A 22569-nucleotide genomic window follows, 5' to 3' on the forward strand; every position below is an offset into this window, starting at 1 on the left:
TGCACATTTATCGAATCTGCGCTGCGATATTGCGATAGTTAATAATAGAGAAATCTGGTTTTGGCAGGCGGAGGGATTGCTATAGCTCGCGGAAAAGGGCTGTACACTAGCCGTTGCGCAACAAGGCGGGGAACATACTATGTCAAAGTGATAAGTCTACTATGATGAGAGGAGCGGGGTTTATTACATGAACCGGGTACATGCTCGCCGGAAGCGTCGCAAACCCTCGTCCGTACGCACGACGCGGCGCAAAACCGCTGGAAAACGGAAACGGGGTAAAACTGCAAAGCCGGTCACTCACTCGCAAGCGGCGTGGAGACTTGGCCGAAGCGTAGCCGAGAGCGGATTTGTACAGCAGGGTGAAGAGGAACAGCTCGCCTTGCAAAGGCATTGGGCGGCTTCAATACGCCAATCGGGCAGAGGTGCTGCTGCGGAGAATTACAGCTCCCGCATGAAGTCGTTTTTGGCCGGTTACTTCTCGGTGAGCGGGAGAGCGGTGCCGAACTGGCTGCTGCTTCCAACTGAAAAGACGGTGGGTGCTGTCGTGATGGCGATGAATGAGGAGCAGTCGTTAAAGGCGGCGATTGAAGAGCTGGAAAGACTTCCGCTGCAGGAAATTGTCGTCATTGTTAATGGCTCTACCGATAACACGCTGCATAACGCGAGAAACAGCGGCCGGGCGATTGTTCTCCATTACACGAGTCCGCTTGGGCATGACGTGGGAAGAGCTATCGGCGCGAAAGTGAGCGTATCGGAGGTTATGCTGTTTGTGGATGCAGACATTCCGATCGATGCCGAAAAGCTGCTTTCCTTTATTCGGCAGATTGACGGAGGGATGGATGTAGCCTTAAATGATTTGTCGCCGTTTATCGGGGTATTCGAGGGAAGAGATGAGGTTACGGTGCTGAAGGAATTTCTCAATCGCTCCATACAGCGCGAGGATTTGTCCATTAATTCGTTAACGGCTGTCCCTCATGCGATGTCCCGGCATGCGATCGAGACAATTGGGCCCGCAAATCTGGCCGTTCCTCCGAAGGCGCAAGCGATCGCGTTAAAATCAGGTCTTCGCGTAGGCGTTGGGGGAAGCGTTGATGTGATCACACGCAATCGGGTCCGGAAGTCGAATACGGGGGCAGGCAACGAAATGGTTCAACTGATCGTCGGCGACCATATGGAGGCACTTGGCTGGGCGATGGGAAGCTCTGAACCAAGACTGAAATATGCAGACAACGTTAGAATGAGGGGATCTAATTGAGAAGGGATGAGCAACCGGGATTAACGAGCATCATCATTCCTACCTATAATGGACTTCCTCTGCTGCGCGAAGCCATTGCTTCGATTCGCAATTGCACGACAGAGTCCTATGAGCTTATTGTCGTCGACAATGGCTCGACTGATGGAACGATTGCTTATTTGCAGGAGCAGAACATTACGTTCATCTCTCATCCCGGCAATACGGGGTTTCCCGTCGCTTGCAATTGGGGGCTTCGGCTTGCGCGAGGCGATTATTTGCTGCTGCTCAATAATGATGTTCTCGTATCGAAGGATTGGCTGGGCAACATGCTTCAGCATTTCCGCCGGGATGCTTCTGTTGGTATCGTCGGTCCGTTATCCAATTACGTGAGCGGGCGCCAGCAGATTGAAATGACAGGCAATGATGTCGAGACGGCTGCGAGGCTTATGAATGAGCACAAGGGAGAATATGAGATTGTCAAACGGGTGATCGGATTCTGTATGCTGTTCAGCCGGGGCTTGCTGCAGCGAATTGGCGTACTGGATGAAAGGTTCTCCCCGGGCCACTTCGAAGATGACGACTATTGCTATCGTGCAAGCCTGGCTGGCTACCGTATCGTCATTGCGAAAGACACATTTGTTTTCCATCATGGCAGCGCCAGCTTTAAACAGGGCGACGAGGAAGGGCTAAACGAACTGATTGCCCGAAACCGGCAGTTGTTTATTGATAAATGGGGAATTGATCCCCATCGCTTCATATAAGCGCCGGTTCACGGCGGCAATGGGAGATGAGGGGAAACGATGGCAGCTCGGTTAAGAAAAAGAAAAACGGCGGCAACGGGACGAAAGCGCCGGAAGCGCCAGGCAGGCAGCCGGAAAAAGCGCCGTATTGTGCAGCGGCCGCCGCATCCGGATGGGCGTCATTATGACGAAGGATATGACAGCGGCCATACGGCAGGGTTTGGCAGCGGCTTCGAGAGCGGATTGGTCAAGGGCGGCGAGAAAGATGCAACGGGTCCAAGCAATGAGGAAAGATTTCAGCAAGGCTATAAAAAAGGAGCCGCAGACGGACGTTATGAAGGCGGTGAAGCCATCGTCGACCGGATGATGCCGCCTCATTGCTTGCTCCCGGATACGCCACTGGAAGCTATAATTGCCGCAGGTATAGCTGCTCATCAAGAAAGGTTCGTCAGGCTGATGTCTGTCGAGCAGGTAGCAGAGCGCATTGCGCTGGCACTGGAGCAGCAGACTCCCTTATCAGTCGTTAGACTGGGTGATGGGGAACTGCTGGCGATGGCACAGGAAACGGTTATGCCGATTGAGACCGTACGGCAGGAAGGCAGTTTTTTATCCTATGCCGGCCTGGAAGTGCCGAATCTGGCCGTTCGCGATCAATTGCGGGAAGCGGTCAGAAGAGCGGATATCGTCGGCATTCCCGTATTGCGGCAGCCCAATTACCAGCTGCTGGCCGGTTCTGTGCTGCAGGCGCATGGGATCGACATTCGAAGCCGGCCTTTTGCCGATTCGCTTGTGAATTACGGGCTGTATAAGGGCGGGTATTTGCAGCGTTTGCTTCAAGGCCGCCGAGTGCTCCTGATTGGCAATAAAGCCGATGCATTAGCACCTGTATTGTCCAGCTATGGCGTGACGGTCGCGGGTGTGGTGACACCTGTCAATGGTGTAACGGATGCTTCGAGAGCAGCAGCCGAAGCACAGCATCATCTATTTGATCTGGCCTTAGTCTCGGCCGGCATTTCTGCGGTGCTGATTGCGGAAGAGCTTGCCCGGATTACGGGGAAGGTTGCGCTTGATTTCGGCCATATGGCGGATACCATCGTTAAAGGCGAAGCGCCTTTCTAAGTTTTACATTAGTTAAGCTATGTAGTCGCCCCGTAAGGGGCGATTTGTTCGTAGTGGAGTTCCCGCTCGCTAAGCTTCAAGCCGTTATTAAGGAGTTGTGCCGATCGTAGCCGCCAAAGACGAGTACGTAATTGTTGCAGTCGTTCCGAGCGCGATAACGACGCCAGAAATGGTTACTTGCAGCGAATACGTGTGCGATCCGGCAGCCAAGCCTCCATTAAAGTATGTCACCGGTATCGCTCTTTCGATCGAGAAGAGTCCAAGCAGTGTTACAGCAAGAAGGTCTACAGTTGCGACAGTCGCAACAATTGCACCGTCCTGCAGCAAATCAACTGTAATTGTAGGGTTAAGCGCAACTGCGAGAAGAGCTGTAAAGCTGATATCCACGTCAACGACGCCACTCACGATTACTTGGTTCGATGCAGCTGTGACTGGAACGACGATCGATACGGCAGTAACGGCAGTATCGGCAGTTGGAATGCTGGTAGGGACAACTCCTTGGGCACCGACTGCTGCAGAGCCTGGACCTGCAGGGCCTGTTGCGCCAGTAGGACCGGTAGGACCAGTAGCACCAGTAGCGCCAGTAGCGCCTGTAGCACCAGTAGCGCCAGTCAGTCCGGTTAAACCGGTCAAACCTGTTAATCCTGTTTCACTCATTTTTATATCTACTCCTTTCGGTTGGTATAGTAAAGTATATGCTGATAGATTCAGAGAGCCACGGTAGCTGTACCGTAGTCAATTGTATATTTTCGCAGACAGGACTGCGGCCAAGTTATTTGCCTTAATTATGAATGTCGCGGTGTATTCGTCCATTAGCTTCTCTCTAGCAAAGCATACGATGTTAATATGACGTTTCGAATATAGAGCATCGTTTATATGAGGAGGAGCTGCGGTTTGATGCAATCAGCAAGACGAATAGTAGGTTTAGAGCTTCGAGGTGAGCTTCAATGAAGGCAGTCATTATGGCGGGGGGCAAGGGTACGCGTTTTTGGCCCCGAAGCACGGCGGATAAGCCGAAACAATTTCTGGCCCTCACATCGGAATACGCCACGATGCTTCAAATGACATATGACCGGTTTCGAAGTGCGCTTTCCGTGGAAGATGTCTACGTTGCTGTAAGCGAAAATTACTTGTCAATTGTCCGGGAGCAATTGCCGGCGCTTCCTGTAGAGCAGCTTATTATTGAACCGGAGCAGCGGGATACGGCGCCGTGTATTGCTCTTACAGCGGACTTTTTTATGAAGCGGAATCTTGATGATGTGATCGTTACAGCTCCGTCGGATCAATATATACCGGATGCGGATGAGCTGATGGAGGCACTTCGAATTGCTGAGGCGGCTGCAAAAGATACTGGTGTCGTTGTAACGCTTGGCATTGTGCCAACGCGTCCTGAGACCGGCTACGGTTATATAGAAGCTTCCGAAGCAACGGCTGACGAGAAATACGGCAGCCGGGTCAAGGAAGTGACCGCTTTTATCGAGAAGCCTTCCAAGGAAAAAGCAGAAATATTGATACAGTCTTCCAACATATATTGGAATAGCGGCATTTTTATATGGAGGCCATCTACCATTGCTGGCTACATGGAGCGGTATCAGTCCCAGATGTGGCGGATTTTCAGGCAGGAGGGAGCGGCGCTGCAAGAAGCGTATAGACAGCTGCCGAAGCTTTCGATCGATTACGCGATTATTGAGAAGCTGGAGCTGCTCTATACAATTCCGATCGAATTTACTTGGGATGATGTCGGCACATGGACGTCACTAGAGCGCGTATTTGAGACCGATGATGATGGAAATATGATGTTTGGCCGCATCTATCCGCTATCTACACGCCGAAGCATCGTATACTCCGAGCAGCAAAAGGTCGTCGTCATCGGTGTGGAGGATTTGATTATCGTATCGACGGGGGAGGGATTGCTCATCTGTCATAAAAGCGAAGAGCAGAACGTGAAGCAAGCCATCGAAGCGATGAATTCCGATCAGGAGGATCGTGAGGCATGAAAGCATTAATTACAGGCATCAACGGCTTTGCTGGCAGCCATCTGGCCGAGCATCTGCTTGGCGGTGGTTTCGAGGTGTCTGGTACGATCCGAAGCAGCAGCTCCCTCCGACATATCGTGCAGCTGCAGGATAAAGTGCAGCTGTATGAATGTGAACTAACGGATCATGCTGCCGTAGAAGCGATGATTGCGGAGCTTCGGCCGGACCTCATCTTTCATCTGGCTGCGCAAAGCTTTATTCCGGATTCTTGGGCTGCGCCTATGGAGACGATTCATAATAATCTCTCCTGTCAGGTTCATTTATTAGAGGCGATGCGAAAGCATTGTCCCTCTGGAAAAATATTAATCGCCTGCTCCAGCGAGGAATACGGGCAAGTCGAGGCGGATGAGGTGCCGATTAAGGAAACGAATCCGCTCCGTCCGTTAAGCCCTTATGCGGTGAGCAAAATCGCGCAAAATTTTTTAGGCTATCAATATTTCAAAAATTACGGTTTGCACGCCGTGTGCGTCAGGACGTTCAATCATACCGGGCCAAGGAGAGGCGAACAGTTCGTCACCTCTAATTTCGCCAAGCAGATTGCGGAAATAGAGAGGGGCATTAAGCCGCCCGTGCTTTATGTCGGCAACCTGGAAGCCAGGCGTGATTTTACCGATGTAAGGGATGTCGTTCGTGCTTACGGATTAGCGTTAGACAAATGCGAGCCCGGGGAAGTATACAACATCGCATCCGGAGTTGGCCGGGAGGTCCGGGAAGTCCTGCATTTACTGCTGGGCTTCAGTACAACGCAAATCGATATCCAGCAGGATACTGCACGCCTGCGGCCATCGGATGTGAAGGTTGTGGTCGGCGATTATTCAAAGTTTCATGCGAGAACCGGCTGGCAGCCTGAAATTCCGTTCGAATCGACTTTGCTTGATCTATTGAACTATTGGCGGGGAATCCTATCATAGCAACCAAAAAAAGGTCCGAGAACGGCGATGGAACAAAGTTCATACGCTGTCCGGGCCTATTTCTGGTTTAGAGGGGAAGCAGACCGAGCTGTGCCAGTCTAGCTTTCATGCGCTGGCCGACTGCCAGTGGTGAATACTCGTTGCGGATCGTATATTTGCCATTGGCTGCGATGGCCGACCGCCATTGCGGCTCATCCGCCAGTGTTCTCATATAATCGGCAGCGTGCTGGATATCAGGCTCTGCCCAGATTTGATAGCTTTTGTAAGGGCCCCAGTCTTGCCCGACCTGTACGAGCTTATAGTTGACGGGACAGGAATTGGTGCTGTTCATAAAGTCGGTATTGCCTGACCAGTTCGTACCGATGACGGGTTTGCCCAGATACATGGATTCAGCCAATCCGAGTCCGAAGCCCTCTGCCCGATGCAAGGAGACGAAGCTGTCACAGCATTGCAGCAGCGAATTGACTTCAAGGCGCGATAGCGAGCGGTCGATTAGATAGATGTTATTATGCTCCGCCGCCAGCTGGCGGATGGGGGCAAATTCCTCCGGGCGGAAGCCGGCATTGTTCAGCTTCAGTACGAGCCCGACCCGAGGGTCGTTTTTGGCAAAAGCGAGCTTAAATGCCTCGACAGCCGCTTGAGGGTTTTTACGCGAGGCGGAGCTTTGGGCGTCATACATCATAAGAAACAGGAAACGTCCGCTTGGCAGTCCGAAGTGGGTCCTATTGTAGTCGGAGGACACCTGTACGGTTACGCCATGCGGAATAGCGATGACTGGAACGGGAGATTTCCGCGCAATGGAATCAGCGACGAAGCGGCTGCAGGTCCATATCTCCTGCACGAGCTTGAAGGCATCCGCATACTCGTCAGGGAAGTCCGGCAGTTCCCAATGCCAGTAGCCGATATTATACCGGTTCTGTGCGAGAGAGGGTCCGAAATGCTCCATTGCAGGAGCCATGAAATCGGCGTTAATATGGAAAACATTTGTATTGTAGAGCGGTTCTTTTAATTCTTTATGAGACCAGCTGTCATCAAGCATTCTCGAGGACACTTTGATCGGATAGTCAAGCAAGCCGAACGGAATGCCGGCAGCATTCGCTGACCTTGCAGCCAGTCTGGCTGATTCTCCGATTCCCATTTCTGCCCGGACGAAGCCGACAATGTTCAGCCCTTGCGGATAGAGGGGAGAGCCTGGCTGTGCTCCTGCGGCATTCGACTGAGCAGTAAGCTGTTTTTTGGATCGCCGAAGCCGTTTGCGGCTTCGTCTTCGCGCTTGCCGCGGTTTCCTTCTAGAACGGACTCTCTTCGTCCGTCTTTTACGCTTGAGCGATTTATTCGAAGATTTTGCTTTCGATCGGGATCTTTTCTTGTGAGTGCGGCGTCTCGAACGTTTATCCATCATTCCCTTCCTCTCTGCGGGGAGCGGAAATCATTTCGCTTCTAGTTTATTCACGGGAACGTCTGCCATGGCAGGCTTTTGCCCTTTTCATTAAAAAAGCGGCATTTGTCCCGCTTCGGCAAGCATAGGGAGATGGGCGGATTATGTTATTTTCTTGGCTTTTCACAGCCACTTTGCTATAATGAGCCTATTAATTCAATTGAATCGTTAAGGGGAGCTGGCGGAGGCCGGCTGAGAGGGAGTTTCGAGTCAACTCCGACCCGTAAACCTGATCTGGGTAATGCCAGCGTAGGAATGGTACCGCATCATGCAGCAAGAAGGCGTATTCAGCCTCTTCTCGTCATGCGTCAAACAGCCGACTAATGGGCGTCCTCCGTATCAGGGGGGCGCCTTTCCTTTATCATTAGCCGCATTCCCGACTACACGATTTGATGAGAGACAAAAAAGGAGAGAATGGATATGAGGGGAACAAAAACAGCAATATGGAGGTCGGCAGTTGCACTGCTTGCAGCAATGCTGGTGCTGGCAGGCTGCGGAGCCGCAAAAAATAACGAAGCCGGCTCAGGAGCGAACGGCAATACAGGCGGCGATTTGAAAAAGGTAACGGTCGTACTCGACTGGACGCCGAATACGAATCATACCGGGCTGTATGTTGCACGGGACAAAGGCTTTTTCAAAAATCATGGACTTGACGTCACGATCATTCAGCCTGGCCAGGACGGCGCTGATAAAATGATCGCTTCCGGCAAAGCGGAATTCGGCGTCAGCTACCAAGAATCGCTTACGATGGCGCGAATTGCCGGCTTGCCGATCGTATCGGTAGCGGCGGTCATTCAGCACAATACATCGGGATTTGCCTCGCCGGCAGATAAAGGCATCGATTCGCCGAAGAAATTCGAAGGAAAAACTTACGGAGGATGGGGCGCTCCAGTGGAAGCGGCCGTTATCGAATCCATTATGCAGGAGGAGCAAGCTGATGTATCCAAGGTGAAAATCTTGAGCATTGGCGATAGCGACTTCTTCACAGCCGTTAAGCGCGACATTGACTTCGCATGGATTTTCTACGCATGGACGGGTGTTGAAGCGGAGCTTCGCGGAGAGAAGCTGAACATGGTGTACTTGACGGACTATAGCGATAAGCTGGATTACTATACGCCAATATTGACTGCAAACGAGAAGCTGATTGCGGAGCAGCCGGAACTCGTTAAAGCTTTCGTCGCAGGTGCGGCTGAGGGTTATCAATTTGCAATTGACCATCCGGAGGATGCTGCTGAAGTGCTCATCAAAGCGGAGCCGGACTTGAATGCAGAGCTGGTACGCGCGAGCCAGAAGTGGCTGAGTCCAAAATATAAGGATGACGCACCGCGCTGGGGCGAGCAGAAGCTGGAAGTATGGGACAACTACGCCAAATGGATGTTTGATCATAAGCTGCTGGACAAAGAGCTTGAAGCCGATAAGGCATTCACTAACGAATTTTTGCCGAAATAAGGATTGGCTCCGTGAGGAGAGGGAGTAACGGAGAAAATAATGGACAAGGGGATAGGAACATGGCAAACGCATTGGTCAGCATTCAAATTTTACCGACAACACCGGAAGGACAAAGCGTTTATCCTTATGTAGACCGGGCGATCGAGATTATTAAAGCATCGGGAGTCCCTTACCGGGTAGCTCCGCTGGAGACGACGATGGAAGGCGAACTGGGACAATTGCTTGGCATTGTGCAGCAAATGAGCGAAGCGATGGCTGAACTTGGCTGTCCGTCTGTTATTTCGCAAGTTAAGATTTATTACAACCCGGCGAACGGCGCTTCGATGGGAAGGCTGCTGGAGAAATATCCGGATGGACAATAGTAAATCGGGCTGGCGATCAATCTATCCGCCTGTACTCGTTATCGCGGTACTGCTTGCGGTATGGGAAGGGGCTGTCGTATGGGGAGGGGTGCCGGAGTGGAAGCTTCCGGCTCCCTCTGCCATCGTATCGGAGGCCATTGCTATATGGCCCCGGCTGATGCTCCACACCGGAGCGACAGTGCAGCTTGCGCTGATCGGCTTTGCAGGGGGCGCGGCGGCGGGTTTTGCGCTCGCCGCTTTGCTGCATCTCATCCCAGGAGCACGAAGAGCATTTTATCCTTTACTGGTGTTGTCCCAGAACGTGCCGGTCGTTGCCATCGGACCTATTCTGACGATATGGCTGGGCTATGGCATTTTGCCAAAGCTCATTCTTGTCTGGATTGTTTGTTTTTTTCCGGTATCAGTTGCTATGCTGTCGGGCCTTAACGATACCGATCCGGTGCTGCGCAATTACATGCGTATGATCGGCGCTTCGAGGCAGCAGCAATTTTGGCGGCTGGAACTGCCGAATGCCGTAACGCATTTGTTTTCCGGGCTGAAAATCGCAGCTACTTATGCCGTTCTCAGTGCGGTAGTCGCGGAGTGGATTGGCGCTGAGAAAGGGCTTGGCCATTTCATGCTTCTCTCCTCCAAGGGCTACAAGGCTGCCAGCGTTTTTGCCTCGGTGTTTCTTATTGTCGCGCTAAGTTTAGCGCTATTCGGCTTAGTTGTTTTGGCTGAAAAGCTTGTCGTCCGCTGGCGGTCGGCGAAGGAGGCGAAGAAAGTCTAATGAGCAAGGCACAATGGGCGCTTGAACTAAAGGATGTACGAAAAAGCTTTGTGAGCCGGGGCGGAGCCAAGGAGGTGCTTGGCGGGATATCGCTGACGGTGCAGGACGGCGAATTCGTCTCGATCATCGGACCTTCCGGCAGCGGCAAGACGACGCTGTTTCAATTAATTGGCGGTCTAGCGCCGCTGAGCGGCGGCGAGATCTGGATGGACGGGCGCAATACGACAGGCCAACGCGGTCATATTGCGTACATGCCCCAGCAAGCTTCGCTTATGCCTTGGCTCACCGTCAGAGGCAATATTGAGCTGGCACTGCAAATCGCAGGCATTGACCGCAAGCAGGCGAAGGACAAAGCGATGGATTGGCTGAAGCGTATCGAATTGGATGCGTATGCCGATTCTTATCCGCATGCTTTATCTGGAGGGATGCAGCAGCGTATTTCGTTTCTGCGCGCACTTCTGTCCCCCCAGCCATTCATGCTGCTGGATGAGCCGTTTGGCGCGCTGGATGCGCTCACCCGCCAGCAGATGCAGCAGTGGCTGCTAGCGATCTGGGAAGCTAATCGCCGCTCCGTGCTGCTGGTAACCCATAGCATAGAAGAAGCGCTGCTGTTATCCGATCGGATTATCGTCTTGTCGGCTGCTCCTGCAGTTATCGTAGATGAAATCGCCGTTCCATTCGCGAGACCGCGCAAGGAATCGTTATGGACGGATCCTGAATTCAATGTGCTGAAACAGCGGATCTATGAGCAGCTTCATCAGCCTACCGTGTAGACCCATTACAATTATTACTATGGAAGCAGGAAAGGAAATGATCCCGCATGGTCCAATCAATCGGCATTGATGCCCATATCCATCTTGACTCCTACCCGGCGGGTGAGCAGCAGCCGCTGTTGGATCGCGCAGTCGCCAACGGTGTGGAGGCGGTAATTGCCGTATCTATGCATAAGGTGTCGTGCGAAGCCAACCGGGAGCTGGCCTTCCGCAATCCGGGCATCGTCCATCCGGCATACGGCTTTCACCCTGAACAGCCTTTGCCGGAGGCTGCGGAGCTGGACGCATTGTTCGCGTGGATTCGTGAGCGCAGCGAAGAAGGAGAAGATTTTGCCATTGGCGAGGTCGGCTTGCCTTATTATACGCGAACGGAAGGCGAGGCAGAGGGCAAGCCTTTCGATGAAACGCCTTATTTGGCTTTACTTGACCGATTTGCGGCATTTGCAGCAGAGCTGGATCGCCCGCTTATCCTCCATGCCGTATATGAGGACGCAGCTAAAGCGATCGAAATCATTCAGCGCCACAGCGTACGGAGAGCTCATTTTCACTGGTTCAAGGGTGATGAGGCGACTATAGCCCTCATGATTGCATCCGGCTTCTATGTTTCGATCACGCCCGATGTCGGGTACGAGGAGGAAATTCAATCGCTTGTCCGCCGTTATCCGCTGGAGCTGTTAATGGCAGAGACCGACGGCCCGTGGCCGTTCGAAGGCGATCATGCCGGCAAGCAAACAGAACCGGAAATGATCGCGTCTGTTGCGGCAGAGATTGCAGCAATCAAAGGCTTGTCGGTTGAAGAGACAGTACGGACGCTGCGCGACAATACGCGGAGATTTTACGGCTTGGCAGCTTCTGCTGTATAGAGCTGATAGAACGATAATAGAGAGGATTCAAAGCGGTGCCGGCAGGCTCCGATTTGAATCTTTTTTTATGGCTATCAGGAATTTGTCCTCCTGCCCCCGTCTATTTCTTTTGAAACCGAACGCCTGCCTAGGTCAAGCTGGTACGTTTTTAGATGGTGGCAATATGCTATAGAATACACAGGGGAATGAAGGCAAGGAGGGTAGCAATGGTATCAATCGGAGTATTTTGGGGTTACTCCTTCGTCACCTCTTTCGATCAGGAAGGAATCGGCAGATATTTCTTCCGTTTAATAGAAGGACTGCTATCGAAGCGGGTCTATCAGATGAAAGTCGCTGTCCAACCTTGCAATTATGACGAGCTGGAACGAGTGCTGCAGCCATTGCAGCGCAGTTACGGCGTTAATCTTGAGCTTATTAAGTTTACGCATGTACGTGATTTGAACCGGAGGGCGAACGTCGATATTTGGATCGTGCCATATGTAAGCCTGGATAATGCGCTTCAGCTAAGCAAACCTTTTTTGCTTTGTCTGCATGATCTTGTCTACCGGCATCCCTATCTGAGTGAAATATACCGGAGCAAATACCCCGAAGCATGCGCTCGCCTAGAGCTTCTGGCACCCTTGATGTGCCAGCGCGCAGCGGCAGTCATATTCAATTCGAACTATATTTTGCAATATGACGGTCTGGAAGGGATGGGGCTGCCGAGATGGAAGACGGCACTTATCCGTACTTCGGCTCCCGTAGAGGAATTTCAGTTGTTCGGCATGCTTTCGGAAAGGAGATTTCGCCAAAAATATAACTTGATGCAGCCTTATTTCTTGTTCCCGTCCGCCGTGCGCGATCATAAAAATCATTATCGGCTTGCGCAAGCCTTCTTGAATTTCCTTCATACACGAGAAGGGAGACGGTCGAATTTGCAGCTGGTTTTTACCGATCATGCGCAAAACCATCCGCTAGGCGGTGAGATCGAAAGGCTGGTACAGAGCTGCAGCATTGTGGCACATCGAAGCAGCGTACGCTTTATCGGACGTATTCCTTCGCATGATTTGCCCAGCCTGTACCGCTATGCCAAAGGTACGATCGTGCCTACACTGTTCGAGGGCAGTCTGCCTTTTCCGATCTTAGAATCATTGACGATGAATACACCGCTTGCTGTGAGCCGGATTCCGGTCACGACGGAGCTGGTAAGTGATATGAACAGCTTTAACGACTTTGATCCATATTCCTTAGCGGAGATGCAGGCGGCAATTTCCAAGCTATGGCGTGCGGACCCGTCAGTGGTGGAACGGCAAAAGCAGGAGCTTAACGCTGTCCTGCAGCGAAGGTGGTCCGATGTTGCCGCAGAATACGGCCTTGTTATTGCTAATGTGTTGAGATTGTCAAATTAAGAGGTGTTCGTTCATCATGGCTCCCATGACAAGAAAACAATTTATAGAAGCGCTTGCGCCTACCGTTGTTCAATTGCGCAGAGAAGGAGGGGTTCTGTTTCCGTCTGTGCGGCTTGCGCAATGCTTGCTGGAGACCGGTGGCGTCATACCTTCCTGGTACAATCTCGGAGGTATTAAAGTTGGCGGAGGAAAACCGAACGCTTATTGGCAAGGGCAGGCTATCGTAAAAGGAACCTGGGAACATGTCGATGGCAGGAACGTCGACGTTAAAGCTGCATTCCGTGCATATAGCAGTGTCTATCATTATATGAAAGACCAAGAGCTGCTGCTGGCGACGTCCCGCTATTCTCGCGTCCGGTCTGCGAGTACGCCTGAGCTTCAAGCGCAAATGCTCCGGGAGTGCGGCTATGCAACCGACCCGGCTTATGAAAAGAAGTTGATCGCGATTATTCAGCAGTACGGGCTGCGCAGCCATGATGCGGCTTCCGCTGCACCTGACCCTGCGGCTCCTTCGGACGGAGGCGCCTTTCAGAAGTCACCGGCGGCTCCAATTCTCGTGAATGGGCTTGTGGCGGCGATAGGCCGGAAGCAGCCTGGAGGAACAGTCTGGGTACCAGCCAGATCGCTTGGCGAATCGCTCGGAGGCGAAGTAGGCTGGACGGGAACACAGGCAACTGTTAACGGCAAGACGATTGAGACGGTGCTGGATGTGCGCACCGGATATGTGCCTGTTAGGGAGCTGGCAGCGGCACTTGGCCTGCAGACGATCTGGGAACAGTCTACGGGCACTGTCACACTTAAGAAATAAGGGTGGCTGCTGTGCGGCTGAGCCTCGAAATCGTATATTGAAAAATAATAAGAAACCGTTTTTTCGTGAAATGGAGATTCCATCTGCCATCTGCGAGAAAACGGTTTCTTTTGTACAACCTAGTATAGAATACTGCACCCCGGCTATAATTGCGGGCGGCAAATGAATCAAGGCCGGATCGTAACCCGTGTATGGATGGGGACGATTTGCGACAAGGCAACGACATCTTCGTTATACATGCGAATGCATCCGTGAGACACTAAATGTCCGATGGACGAAGGATCGTTCGTGCCATGTATGCCATAATGCGGCTTGGACAGGCCCATCCAGAACGCTCCGAACGGTCCGCCGGGATTGGGTTGCTTGTTGATAATCATAAATTCGCCCGTAGGCGTCTCTGTAACCATTCGGCCGATACCGACGGGAAAGGCACGGACGACGATATCGCTGTCCAGCAAATAAAGTGTTCGGTCTGACAAATCGACGATTATGCGATAAGCAGGCATGACAGCCTCACCCCTTTGCATGTAGGTCGATATCACTGTATGTGAGGGGAGGACGCCCGGACACGGCGCTAGCGGATATGGCTAGGAAGCAGTTGTCAGCTTGGCGCTGTTGCGAAGAACGAATAGGTAGAAGCCGATGTAGTAAGTGACCAGAATGTAAAAGACGAGTGCGGTCCAAGGGTCGCCTGCGAACTGCTGCATTTGCACGGCATTATCATTTACTGCCGTCTGTGCTGCATTGCCTCCGCTCGTGAACGTAATCAAGAAGCGGTAAGCGATTCTGCCGACAAACAAAGCGACGACGAAAGCTTCAATGGCAATATGTGTACGGAAATAGAGCGTATTTTCCCGCTGCTCAAACCGTGAATGCTTGATTGCAAAATAAACGATAACCGCACCTAGCGCTAAACCAATCGCATCAAAAGCGAACAACTGCGGCTTAGCAAAGCCGGCGGTCAACAACAGGATGCCGATAACGGCAAAAATGCCGATTCTGATTTTCAGCTTTCTCGGATTGTAAGGCTGGAAGCCTACCGTACGTTTGAATCTGCGGTACAGGAAGAAAAAAACGATTAGAACCGGAACCGCGTAATGAGTCAGTAATTCCACCCGTCGATCACTCCTAGATAGTTTATACAAAATATGATTTCTATTTTATTATATAAAATTACCTGGACATCAAGTCTTCAATCGCATGAGCGATCCGGTCTGAGTGAAACGGCTTGACGATAAAGTCATTGGCTCCGGCCTGCAGTGCTTCGATAATGAGCGCGCGCTGGCCCATGGCGGAGCACATAATGATTTTGATATCAGAGCTAATGGCTTTGATTTCTTTGACTGCGCTTATTCCGTCCATCTCCGGCATCGTAATGTCCATCGTAATGAGATCAGGCTGCAGCAGCTTGAACAGCCGGATTGCTTCCACGCCGTTCTCTGCCTCCGCAATAACCTGATGACCTATATTTTCGATGATTGCCCGCAGCGTTTTCCGCATAAAGGCCGCATCGTCTACAATCATTACTTTCAATTCTTCCATTCCAAATTCCTCCTTTGTTCAAAACTAAGAGTAATGGGAATGTCTGAACAATATCTGAACATTATCTGAACAAATGGAGAGGATTAAGTTTCAATTCGTCCGTTGCGGGTGATCCAGGATTGATGCCACTGCTGAATATGCTCGGGTATATCGATGCCCAGCTCTTCCTCCATCAGCTTTTGCAAGGAACGGTACTGCTCTTCTACAGCCCATCTCTCGCCATTGCGGTCATGCAGCTTCATGAGCCCGAAATGGGCTTCCTCATAATACGGCTGCAGGGCAACGATCCGTTTGTACACTTTCAGTGCCTGAATCTGCTGGCTGCTGTCCGCATAAAAGGAAGCTAACTGCATCGCATGATGCAGCCATACGGTGCGAAGCCGCTGCCGTTCGCTCTCTGCCCACATATAATCGTAACCGCCAAAATAATCGCCTTCATAATAATCGAACCAGCTTTGATGCTGGCTGCAATTGGAGGCTTGGAGCGGCGGCAGCTCATTGATTCCTTTTTCCCAAAGGTCGGCGTCATTGCCCGCTTCACCAAGATGCAGCACGTAGCCTTCGCCGCCGCTAATATTGCCGATTTCGATGGGAAGGTCGGCTTGCTTTAAGCACTGTCTGACCTGGTAGACCGTCGTATAGAGATGCGTCGACGCTTTTTTCAAATCATCGCCCGGCCACAGCAGCTCCAGCAAGGCGTCCTTGCTGACAAACCGTTCCCGGTGGTGCAGCAGGTAGGCGAACAGCTCCTGCGCTTTGGACGTCCTCCATTTGAACACAGCAGTCGTCTGATGAAGTGCGGCAGTATAGCGCAAGGACTGCAAGCAGTGGACAACAGGACGGTCTGCCGGGGGACTAGGCTGAACCGCTGGCCTCTGCATGACGACGGAGTATCTTTTCTCCAGCCGCTGTATCGTCTTCGCGAGCCTTGCCCGGTGAATCGGCTTCAGAACATAGTCCAGTGCATTGACATCGAATGCTTCCAGCGCAAAATCGTCATGTGCGGTAATGAACACGATATCCGCGGCTGGATAGGCGCTCTGAATGAGTTCAGCGGCTTGCAGGCCGTTCAGCTCCGGCATGTTGATATCGAGAAAAACGACATCCGGCTTTTGAACCGAGGCTTCTTTAATAGCTTGTAAAGGTTCGGTATAGGAGGCGATCACCTCAATATTGTCCCAATCTTTCATTAAATGAATCAACTGCTGCAGAGCGAGCCGTTCGTCGTCTACCAATATGGCCCGAATCATAGAGGGTTCACCACTTTATTCGTAATGTTATTTCTATTAAATGAAGTTTTCGTAAAAGGCAAGGAAGACAGGAGCGGACAAGCAGCCGGCAATATGATGGCATATAACAATTGCCCGGCAATAGAGTATTACAATGATGCATCTATTCATTGATGCAGCTTTTGCCCGGCATCATCTTCCACGCTTCAGCAGTCGGACATTTCAGCAATAGCTTATCGTTATTGTTTCAGAATGGCAAGGCTGGCTTAGTCAAATAAAATGTCTTTTTCGCCACAACCAAACTTAGTTCGACATCTAGCAGCAATTTCCTTTTCTCATGTCGAAAACGATTTTTCGCAGCATGCAGGAGAATCCGCAACTTAATCCGAAGTGTAACACGTCTGGTACGATATCGACCCTTGTAGAGCCGGAATCGGAGAAAGAGGAGGCAGCTTGAGATGCCGGATTCAACCCGCGCGAGCAGACGTTACATGCCGGGACTGGATGGTTTGCGCGCCATTGCTGTGCTTGCTGTTATCGCTTATCATCTGCATCTGCCTGGAATGCCCGGAGGGCTAATGGGCGTGACGGTGTTTTTCGTTCTCTCCGGTTATTTGATTACTGATATTTTATTCATGCAGCGGGCCAATCACGGACGATTTGATTTGAAGTCCTTCTGGATAAGGCGGGCAAGAAGATTGCTGCCAGCGATGCTGCTGATGATTGCAGCCGTCTCATTATGGCTCGTCATTACGGATACGGGGCGATTTCATTCCTTAAGGGGAGAACTGCTTTCTTCGCTTACCTACGTATACAATTGGCAAATGATTTTTCAGAATGTCTCTTACTTTGAACGCTTTGGACCGCCATCGCCATTTGGCCATATCTGGTCGCTGGCGGTGGAAGAACAGTTTTATCTGGTATGGCCTTTAGTTCTCGTGCTTCTGCTTCGCTTTGTACCGCAGAGAGGAAAGCTGGCACTGTGGCTGCTTGGCGCTGCGGCTTGCTCGGCGCTTCTGATGGCGCTGCTCTATCAGCCGGGAGAGGATCCAAGCAGAGTTTATTATGGGACGGATACGAGAGCCTTTGCTTTGTTGATTGGAGCAGCACTTGCCGTCATGTGCCCAAGCGGGCGACTGTCAGAGACGCTAAACCGTGGAGACAGGAGAATGGTGGACGCTATTGGTGTAGTTAGCCTGCTCGTTATCGCGTACTTTATCGCCAGCGTCGGACAATATGACGATTGGCTGTACAGAGGCGGCATGCTGCTGGTAGCGATCGCGACGGCTGCAGCTACGGCGGTGCTGGCGCACCCGGCCAGCCGGTTATCCGTTCTGTTCGGGAGCAGGCCGCTCCGCTGGATTGGCGTTCGGTCCTACGGCATTTATTTATATCATTTTCCTATAATTGCTTTGTCGACGCCGCTTGCCGAGGCGCAGGAATTTCATCCGCTTAGAGCCTTGCTTCAGCTGGCGGCTACTCTGGCTCTAGCCGAGCTTTCTTACCGGTACGTTGAGGTGCCGATCCGTCAAAATGAATTTGGCAGTCTGATTCACGGCTTCCGGGAAAAAAGCGGCTTTAATCGTCTGGGAAGAGAATCATTGGCAGCCATAATGGCGCTGGTTGTGCTCGGCGGCTGCCTGGTCGCTTACTCAAGCCTGCCCGGCGGTATTAAAGTCAATGCGGCAGTGGCGGGGCTGGCTTCCGACCAGCAGGGAGAGTCAGCGGATTTAGGAGAGGAAGGCTTGCCGCTGGGGCCGGGGGTGGTGCCGCCTGGCGAGAGCGAGGCGACGGAGGGGGCGTTGGACCCGTCGCTGACACCGGCAGCGTCGTCACAGGGAAATGGGCAGCCGAATGGAGAGGCAGCTTCAGAAGGGACGGCTGCTACAGGAGGAACGCAAGCATCGCAAGGATCGCAAGGAGAACAAGGTGAACAGACGCCAGCGGCAGGAATGTCAGTGACAGGATCTAATAAACCAGCATCACCACCATCATCAGGTCTAAAAGCAACGCCTTCAACTATGACGACGCCATCTCCGAAGGGAGCATCTGCTCCTAAGACAACATTGCCAGCATCTAAGACAACATCACCCGCATCGTCTAATCCAAAACCTGCGGCATCATCTGGAGCTAAGAGCTCAACATCTGCGGGCTCTGTAGGGAATCCGGCGGATGGCATCACGGTCATAGGCGATTCGGTTATTTTGGACGCAGCTCCTTATTTGGAGAAGCTGGTGCCGGGCATCCAAATAGACGGCAAGGTAGGCAGACAAATGAAGCAGGCGATCACGCTTGTCGAGCAGTTGAAGAAGGATAGCAAACTTGGCAGCACCGTCGTTATCGAGCTTGGAACGAATGGAGCGTTTACCAAAAAACAGCTGATGTCTCTTCTGGACGCCATTGGCAAGGAGCGCAAGGTTTTTCTCGTCAATACACGGGTGCCGCGTGACTGGCAAAACAAAGTTAATGAGATGATTGGTGATTTCTCAGAAGACAAAAGCAACGTTTCCCTAATTGATTGGTTTGCGGCAAGCGAAGACAAGAAGGATTACTTTGGCGATGATGGCGTTCATCTCAAAAAGGCAGGAGCCAAGGCGTATGCGGCGATGGTAGCGAAGGCGCTTGATGGATAGCAGGGAAATGAGAATAACCGTTGCGGGCGTTGACCCGGAACGGTTATTTTTTGCTGATGGCGAACATTGCGTTTGCAAGCTTGTTATCGTCAGTTCGCGGTGACGGTGACAGCACATGGCTACGGATTGTTTTTCACACCGAAAAGGTAGTTCATTATTTTTGACAGATTGATGATGCACACCGCTACCAAAAACAAAAGAATCGTACCTTCGACAGGCGTAATCGTCCCGTCATAAGCGAAAAAAATGATTGAAATCCCGAGCAGCCACAAATTCAGCCCTACATATTCAGAAAGCAACTTCATTGCCCGACACACCCCTTTCTCTCTAAATATATCGCCGTTACACTTATATAATGAAATTATAATACAACAGTGCGCTTTACGGCAAAAATGGTTTTTTGGTAATGGGCGGGGTGGAGCAGGTGCTCTGGGCAACTGGCAGGAAGCAGAGAGTTTAAGGCATAAGGCGCCCGCTGCGCGAATCGGTTCATGCTGCCGTTCTTGATTCTATGTTCTAGCTCGCTGACACGAGTGGAACAGGGTAAGAATCTTCGAAAAGTCATCATGAACTCGATTCGCTCCGCTCGCCTGCAGAATGCCCACTCCTAATTAATTGCAAGTTGCTAGTTTTGGTAACTTACAACTCACATGTCATAGGCGCGTTGCAAGCCATAAACCACAAGCGATAAGCTATATACTGCGTGCCGACAGCCACAAGCCACAAGCCACAAAAATCATAAGCTGCATGCGGCAGCCATAAGCAAATAACAACTCGTAATGAACCTGATTCGCAAATTAGCGTAATATTTTTCTTTTGGAAGCTAGTGAATAGGGGGATTCTGATGATTTTAAGCGAAATAATGTCCTTTTTTTCCTTGTTGAGAAAATGACTTACACAATATAGAAGATATGTTCATTAGACGGCTATAAAGACCCTCATGAGCATGAATTAGTGAATTTTGCTGCTGTAATTAGCGAAACTGGTTCGTTGTGGTTTGGATGAGGTTCAAGTCAGTGGATAATTAATGTTAGTTGTAATTAGTTTTCTATGTATATTTTTCTAGTGGAGTTAGGGTAGTACAAGCGTAATTAAAAGTTCCTAATTGGATTTCAAGTCGTAAATTACAAACGTATTCAGTCTAAGCAAAATAAGCTGGCTCCGAGATTTACTATCGGAACCAGCTTACTGCTTTAGGTTTTGATTAATGACTATAAAATTAGGTCTCAACCACCAGCACTGGTGAGCGGGATTTTATTATTTAATATGATATAGAAAAATTATAGGACTCAGTGGCAGAATATTGGTTAACTGACAATCCCCGGACTTGATAATAAATAGTTTGACCAGGAGGGACAGTTGCGCCGAAAGTTACCGTAATACGGCCACCAGGTGATGTTGAATAAGTTAGGAACTCTCCATTTGGAAATAACGTAATAAAAGCATACTGTAAACCAGCAGGGCTTTGTAAGGTCACAACAGGTGATTTTGGAACACCTGTGTTGTTTGTCCAACTGTACCAATCAACATCATAAGGCGTATTGAGTACTGTTGTTACTCCAAGTACAGGAGCTTGTAATTGATAAGCTGTTTGTTTTGAGTCGGCCCATCCGTCATAGGCAAAAGCCGAGGTAACGCCAGTCAATGATAAAACTAAAGTGAGTGCAAGAATGATGAGTTTTTTCTTCAACAAAAAAATTCCACCCTTCAAATGAAATTTCAAGACAAATATAAAGTTGTTGTAGTGTAAGATTTGATAAATGAAAATAAACTTTAAGAGACTTACAGCGCTGTCTATGTTCCTGATCGTATGCTGTCTGAAACGCTGGGATCGTCCGGGCTTACAGTTGCGAGTACATGGAACACCTGGCGAGACTCAGGCATAGCGTAAATCATCGAATAGACATCAACAACAAAGCAACAGCCCACTGACCTAACGGTTGCGGGCTGTTTGATTTTATTAATTAATACAAGACAGTAAAGTTATATGGTTCAGTAGTAGAAAATTGATCGAATGTATTTCCACGGACTTGGAAATAAACAGTTGCACCAGGAGCGATTGTTACAGTTGTAGATACTTTAACAAAACCACCCGGTGTACTATCGTAATAGTAGGAAGGAGATCCTCCTCCTGGAAGGATGATGGAAAAACCATAAATCTTTCCTGCAGGACTTACTAATTTTGCGGAAAATGATCTTGAAACACCTGTATTATTAGTCCAGCTGTACCAATCGGTATCATAGGGGGAATCGAGTAATGACGATACTCCCAGAATTGGGGCCTGTAATTGGTATGCCGTAGCTTTGGTGTCTGCCCAACCTTCATAGGCAAAAGCAGAGGTAACTCCGGTTAACGATAAAACTAATGTAAGTACAACAATGATGAGTTTCTTCTTCAACAAAAAAATTCCACCCTTCAAATAAAATTGTAAATACATTACAAATTCACTCTATCACAAAAATTGGAAGATTGGAACAAAAATTTCATAGATTTGGAATAATAGATTTAACGGCGTTGCACCTGAAAAATAAATGAATCAAACTAACGGTGAGGTTAATCTGCTTTTTAGCTAATAATCCAAACTTATGCGATTTTGAAATGGTTTGTCGAGAATTTAATATAGTTCTATTGGAATGGAGACGAATGTCCAGTCTGGATGATCGAGTGAGATATAAGATAATCGAAAGGATTAACAGTTAGTTAGAAATTACTGCATTTTGTCTTTTGTACGGGATGCGGTCATCAATAATAATGAGAAAATCAAACAATCTGAATACTCCATGAAGACACTGTTTTCCGTAGTGGAGAAATGGTATTAAAAGTGGTTGAGAAAGATATACGAGAAGCACGGTAGCGTGTTCGAAAGCTGGGAATGCAGATAGTGGAGGTTAAGCGGAACGATGACGGTATATTGTACGATGTCATCCTGCGTGGTTATAAATCCTAGTATGCGCTCCTGCGGCATGTCGTCCGGAACGAGATGTCCGACAGGCTACAGCGATACATAGGTACATAGGAGGCATGTTTAATTAATTTGCCAAACTAGACGATTACTATATAAAAGGAAAAATAAACAAGCCCACTGCATATTTAGTCAGTGGGCTTGTTTATTATCGAATTCGAATTTGGGCGACAAATGGGAGACAATTTTTAAATATCACATTTTATGTTACATATAAACCTTGATTTTACGGGCTTTTTCAAAAAAAATCGAGGCCCTCTTTCGAGAGCCTCTTTCATGGGAGAGGAGAAACCGGACGAAGAGCTTATGGGG

Annotated in this window: 23 protein-coding genes and 1 riboswitch; of the genes, 14 read left to right on the top strand and 9 right to left on the bottom strand. The window is 50.1% G+C overall.

All coding sequences use genetic code 11. The features are described 5' to 3' along the window. Positions 1 to 187: 187 nt before the first annotated feature. The 3 genes from ACFVVF_RS00320 to ACFVVF_RS00330 are packed head-to-tail and all read left to right on the top strand — an operon-like array spanning position 188 to position 3093. The gene (locus ACFVVF_RS00320) at positions 188 to 1255 is read left to right on the top strand and encodes a glycosyltransferase family 2 protein (protein WP_387804350.1); all 1068 of its coding nucleotides are present in this window, start codon (positions 188 to 190) and stop codon (positions 1253 to 1255) included. Next, positions 1252 to 1995, top strand: a complete 744-nt coding sequence (locus ACFVVF_RS00325; RefSeq protein ID WP_387804352.1) for a glycosyltransferase family 2 protein — start codon at positions 1252 to 1254, stop codon at positions 1993 to 1995. The genes ACFVVF_RS00320 and ACFVVF_RS00325 overlap by 4 nt, the downstream gene beginning before the upstream one ends. A gap of 39 nt (positions 1996 to 2034) precedes the next feature. After that, a complete protein-coding gene (locus tag ACFVVF_RS00330; RefSeq protein WP_387804354.1) occupies positions 2035 to 3093 on the top strand; it encodes a GT-D fold domain-containing protein in 1059 nt (352 codons plus the stop codon). Positions 3094 to 3180: 87 nt separating this feature from the next. Here ACFVVF_RS00330 and ACFVVF_RS00335 read toward each other — a convergent pair whose 3' ends face one another. Then, on the bottom strand, positions 3181 to 3750 hold the full coding sequence (locus ACFVVF_RS00335; RefSeq protein ID WP_387804356.1) for a hypothetical protein: 570 nt from the start codon (positions 3748 to 3750) through the stop codon (positions 3181 to 3183). A gap of 290 nt (positions 3751 to 4040) precedes the next feature. Here ACFVVF_RS00335 and ACFVVF_RS00340 point away from each other — a divergent pair, with 290 nt between their 5' ends. Both ACFVVF_RS00340 and ACFVVF_RS00345 read left to right on the top strand, forming a co-directional pair. Then, entirely contained in the window at positions 4041 to 5090 is a 1050-nt protein-coding gene (locus ACFVVF_RS00340) for a mannose-1-phosphate guanylyltransferase (RefSeq protein WP_387804357.1), read from the top strand. Further along, entirely contained in the window at positions 5087 to 6040 is a 954-nt protein-coding gene (locus tag ACFVVF_RS00345) for a GDP-mannose 4,6-dehydratase (RefSeq protein WP_387804359.1), read from the top strand. The genes ACFVVF_RS00340 and ACFVVF_RS00345 overlap by 4 nt, the downstream gene beginning before the upstream one ends. A 67-nt stretch (positions 6041 to 6107) precedes the next feature. On the opposite strand, the gene ACFVVF_RS00350 is transcribed toward ACFVVF_RS00345, so the two are convergent. Further along, positions 6108 to 7442 carry a glycosyltransferase family 4 protein gene (locus ACFVVF_RS00350; protein ID WP_387804360.1) on the bottom strand — a complete coding sequence of 445 codons (1335 nt, stop codon included), beginning with the start codon at positions 7440 to 7442 and terminating at the stop codon, positions 6108 to 6110. Between the two features lie 197 nt (positions 7443 to 7639). Beyond that, a riboswitch (TPP riboswitch) is annotated at positions 7640 to 7751 on the top strand. Positions 7752 to 7898: 147 nt separating this feature from the next. Here ACFVVF_RS00350 and ACFVVF_RS00355 point away from each other — a divergent pair. The 7 genes from ACFVVF_RS00355 to ACFVVF_RS00385 all read left to right on the top strand — a co-directional run bounded on the left by ACFVVF_RS00355 (position 7899) and on the right by ACFVVF_RS00385 (position 13890). Further along, on the top strand, positions 7899 to 8927 hold the full coding sequence (locus ACFVVF_RS00355) for an ABC transporter substrate-binding protein (protein WP_387804362.1): 1029 nt from the start codon (positions 7899 to 7901) through the stop codon (positions 8925 to 8927). A 59-nt stretch (positions 8928 to 8986) separates the two neighbouring features. After that, on the top strand, positions 8987 to 9289 hold the full coding sequence (locus ACFVVF_RS00360) for a thiamine-binding protein (RefSeq protein ID WP_387804364.1): 303 nt from the start codon (positions 8987 to 8989) through the stop codon (positions 9287 to 9289). Continuing rightward, complete coding sequence (locus tag ACFVVF_RS00365) at positions 9279 to 10058, top strand: ABC transporter permease (RefSeq protein WP_387804366.1); 780 nt, start codon at positions 9279 to 9281, stop codon at positions 10056 to 10058. Before ACFVVF_RS00360 ends, ACFVVF_RS00365 begins: the two co-directional genes overlap by 11 nt. Then, positions 10058 to 10831, top strand: coding sequence for an ABC transporter ATP-binding protein (locus ACFVVF_RS00370; protein WP_387804368.1), 774 nt, complete (start codon positions 10058 to 10060; stop codon positions 10829 to 10831). The genes ACFVVF_RS00365 and ACFVVF_RS00370 overlap by 1 nt, the downstream gene beginning before the upstream one ends. Before the next feature lie 47 nt (positions 10832 to 10878). Then, positions 10879 to 11694 carry a TatD family hydrolase gene (locus ACFVVF_RS00375; RefSeq protein WP_387804370.1) on the top strand — a complete coding sequence of 272 codons (816 nt, stop codon included), beginning with the start codon at positions 10879 to 10881 and terminating at the stop codon, positions 11692 to 11694. A gap of 206 nt (positions 11695 to 11900) precedes the next feature. Further along, positions 11901 to 13082: a glycosyltransferase gene (locus ACFVVF_RS00380; RefSeq protein ID WP_387804372.1), complete on the top strand. Its 1182-nt coding sequence runs from the start codon at positions 11901 to 11903 to the stop codon at positions 13080 to 13082. 25 nt (positions 13083 to 13107) lie between these two features. Next, on the top strand, positions 13108 to 13890 hold the full coding sequence (locus ACFVVF_RS00385; protein WP_387804374.1) for a glucosaminidase domain-containing protein: 783 nt from the start codon (positions 13108 to 13110) through the stop codon (positions 13888 to 13890). 167 nt (positions 13891 to 14057) lie between these two features. Here ACFVVF_RS00385 and ACFVVF_RS00390 read toward each other — a convergent pair whose 3' ends face one another. From ACFVVF_RS00390 to ACFVVF_RS00405, 4 genes are all read right to left on the bottom strand, one after another. Next, entirely contained in the window at positions 14058 to 14396 is a 339-nt protein-coding gene (locus tag ACFVVF_RS00390; RefSeq protein ID WP_042160341.1) for a L,D-transpeptidase, read from the bottom strand. An 81-nt stretch (positions 14397 to 14477) separates the two neighbouring features. Beyond that, the gene (locus ACFVVF_RS00395; protein ID WP_387804376.1) at positions 14478 to 15005 is read right to left on the bottom strand and encodes a CcdC protein domain-containing protein; all 528 of its coding nucleotides are present in this window, start codon (positions 15003 to 15005) and stop codon (positions 14478 to 14480) included. 58 nt (positions 15006 to 15063) lie between these two features. Next, complete coding sequence (locus ACFVVF_RS00400) at positions 15064 to 15432, bottom strand: response regulator (RefSeq protein ID WP_042160343.1); 369 nt, start codon at positions 15430 to 15432, stop codon at positions 15064 to 15066. 83 nt (positions 15433 to 15515) lie between these two features. Next, positions 15516 to 16622 carry a response regulator gene (locus tag ACFVVF_RS00405; RefSeq protein WP_387804378.1) on the bottom strand — a complete coding sequence of 369 codons (1107 nt, stop codon included), beginning with the start codon at positions 16620 to 16622 and terminating at the stop codon, positions 15516 to 15518. 3 nt (positions 16623 to 16625) lie between these two features. On the opposite strand from ACFVVF_RS00405, the gene ACFVVF_RS00410 reads away from it, so the two are divergent. Together ACFVVF_RS00410 and ACFVVF_RS00415 are read left to right on the top strand one after the other, a co-directional pair. Further along, complete coding sequence (locus ACFVVF_RS00410; protein WP_387804379.1) at positions 16626 to 16835, top strand: hypothetical protein; 210 nt, start codon at positions 16626 to 16628, stop codon at positions 16833 to 16835. A gap of 284 nt (positions 16836 to 17119) precedes the next feature. Continuing rightward, positions 17120 to 19294 (top strand): acyltransferase family protein, encoded by a 2175-nt coding sequence (locus ACFVVF_RS00415; protein ID WP_387804381.1) that lies wholly within the window; start codon positions 17120 to 17122, stop codon positions 19292 to 19294. A 119-nt stretch (positions 19295 to 19413) separates the two neighbouring features. On the opposite strand, the gene ACFVVF_RS00420 is transcribed toward ACFVVF_RS00415, so the two are convergent. The 3 genes from ACFVVF_RS00420 to ACFVVF_RS00430 all read right to left on the bottom strand — a co-directional run bounded on the left by ACFVVF_RS00420 (position 19414) and on the right by ACFVVF_RS00430 (position 21696). After that, positions 19414 to 19599: a hypothetical protein gene (locus ACFVVF_RS00420; RefSeq protein WP_387804383.1), complete on the bottom strand. Its 186-nt coding sequence runs from the start codon at positions 19597 to 19599 to the stop codon at positions 19414 to 19416. Between the two features lie 956 nt (positions 19600 to 20555). Beyond that, entirely contained in the window at positions 20556 to 20987 is a 432-nt protein-coding gene (locus ACFVVF_RS00425; RefSeq protein ID WP_387804385.1) for a hypothetical protein, read from the bottom strand. Between the two features lie 271 nt (positions 20988 to 21258). Then, positions 21259 to 21696: a hypothetical protein gene (locus ACFVVF_RS00430; RefSeq protein WP_387804387.1), complete on the bottom strand. Its 438-nt coding sequence runs from the start codon at positions 21694 to 21696 to the stop codon at positions 21259 to 21261. Positions 21697 to 22569 lie beyond the last annotated feature (873 nt).

Origin of the sequence: Paenibacillus sp. NPDC058174, assembly GCF_042883865.1 — a bacterium.
Lineage (GTDB): Bacteria > Bacillota > Bacilli > Paenibacillales > Paenibacillaceae > Pristimantibacillus.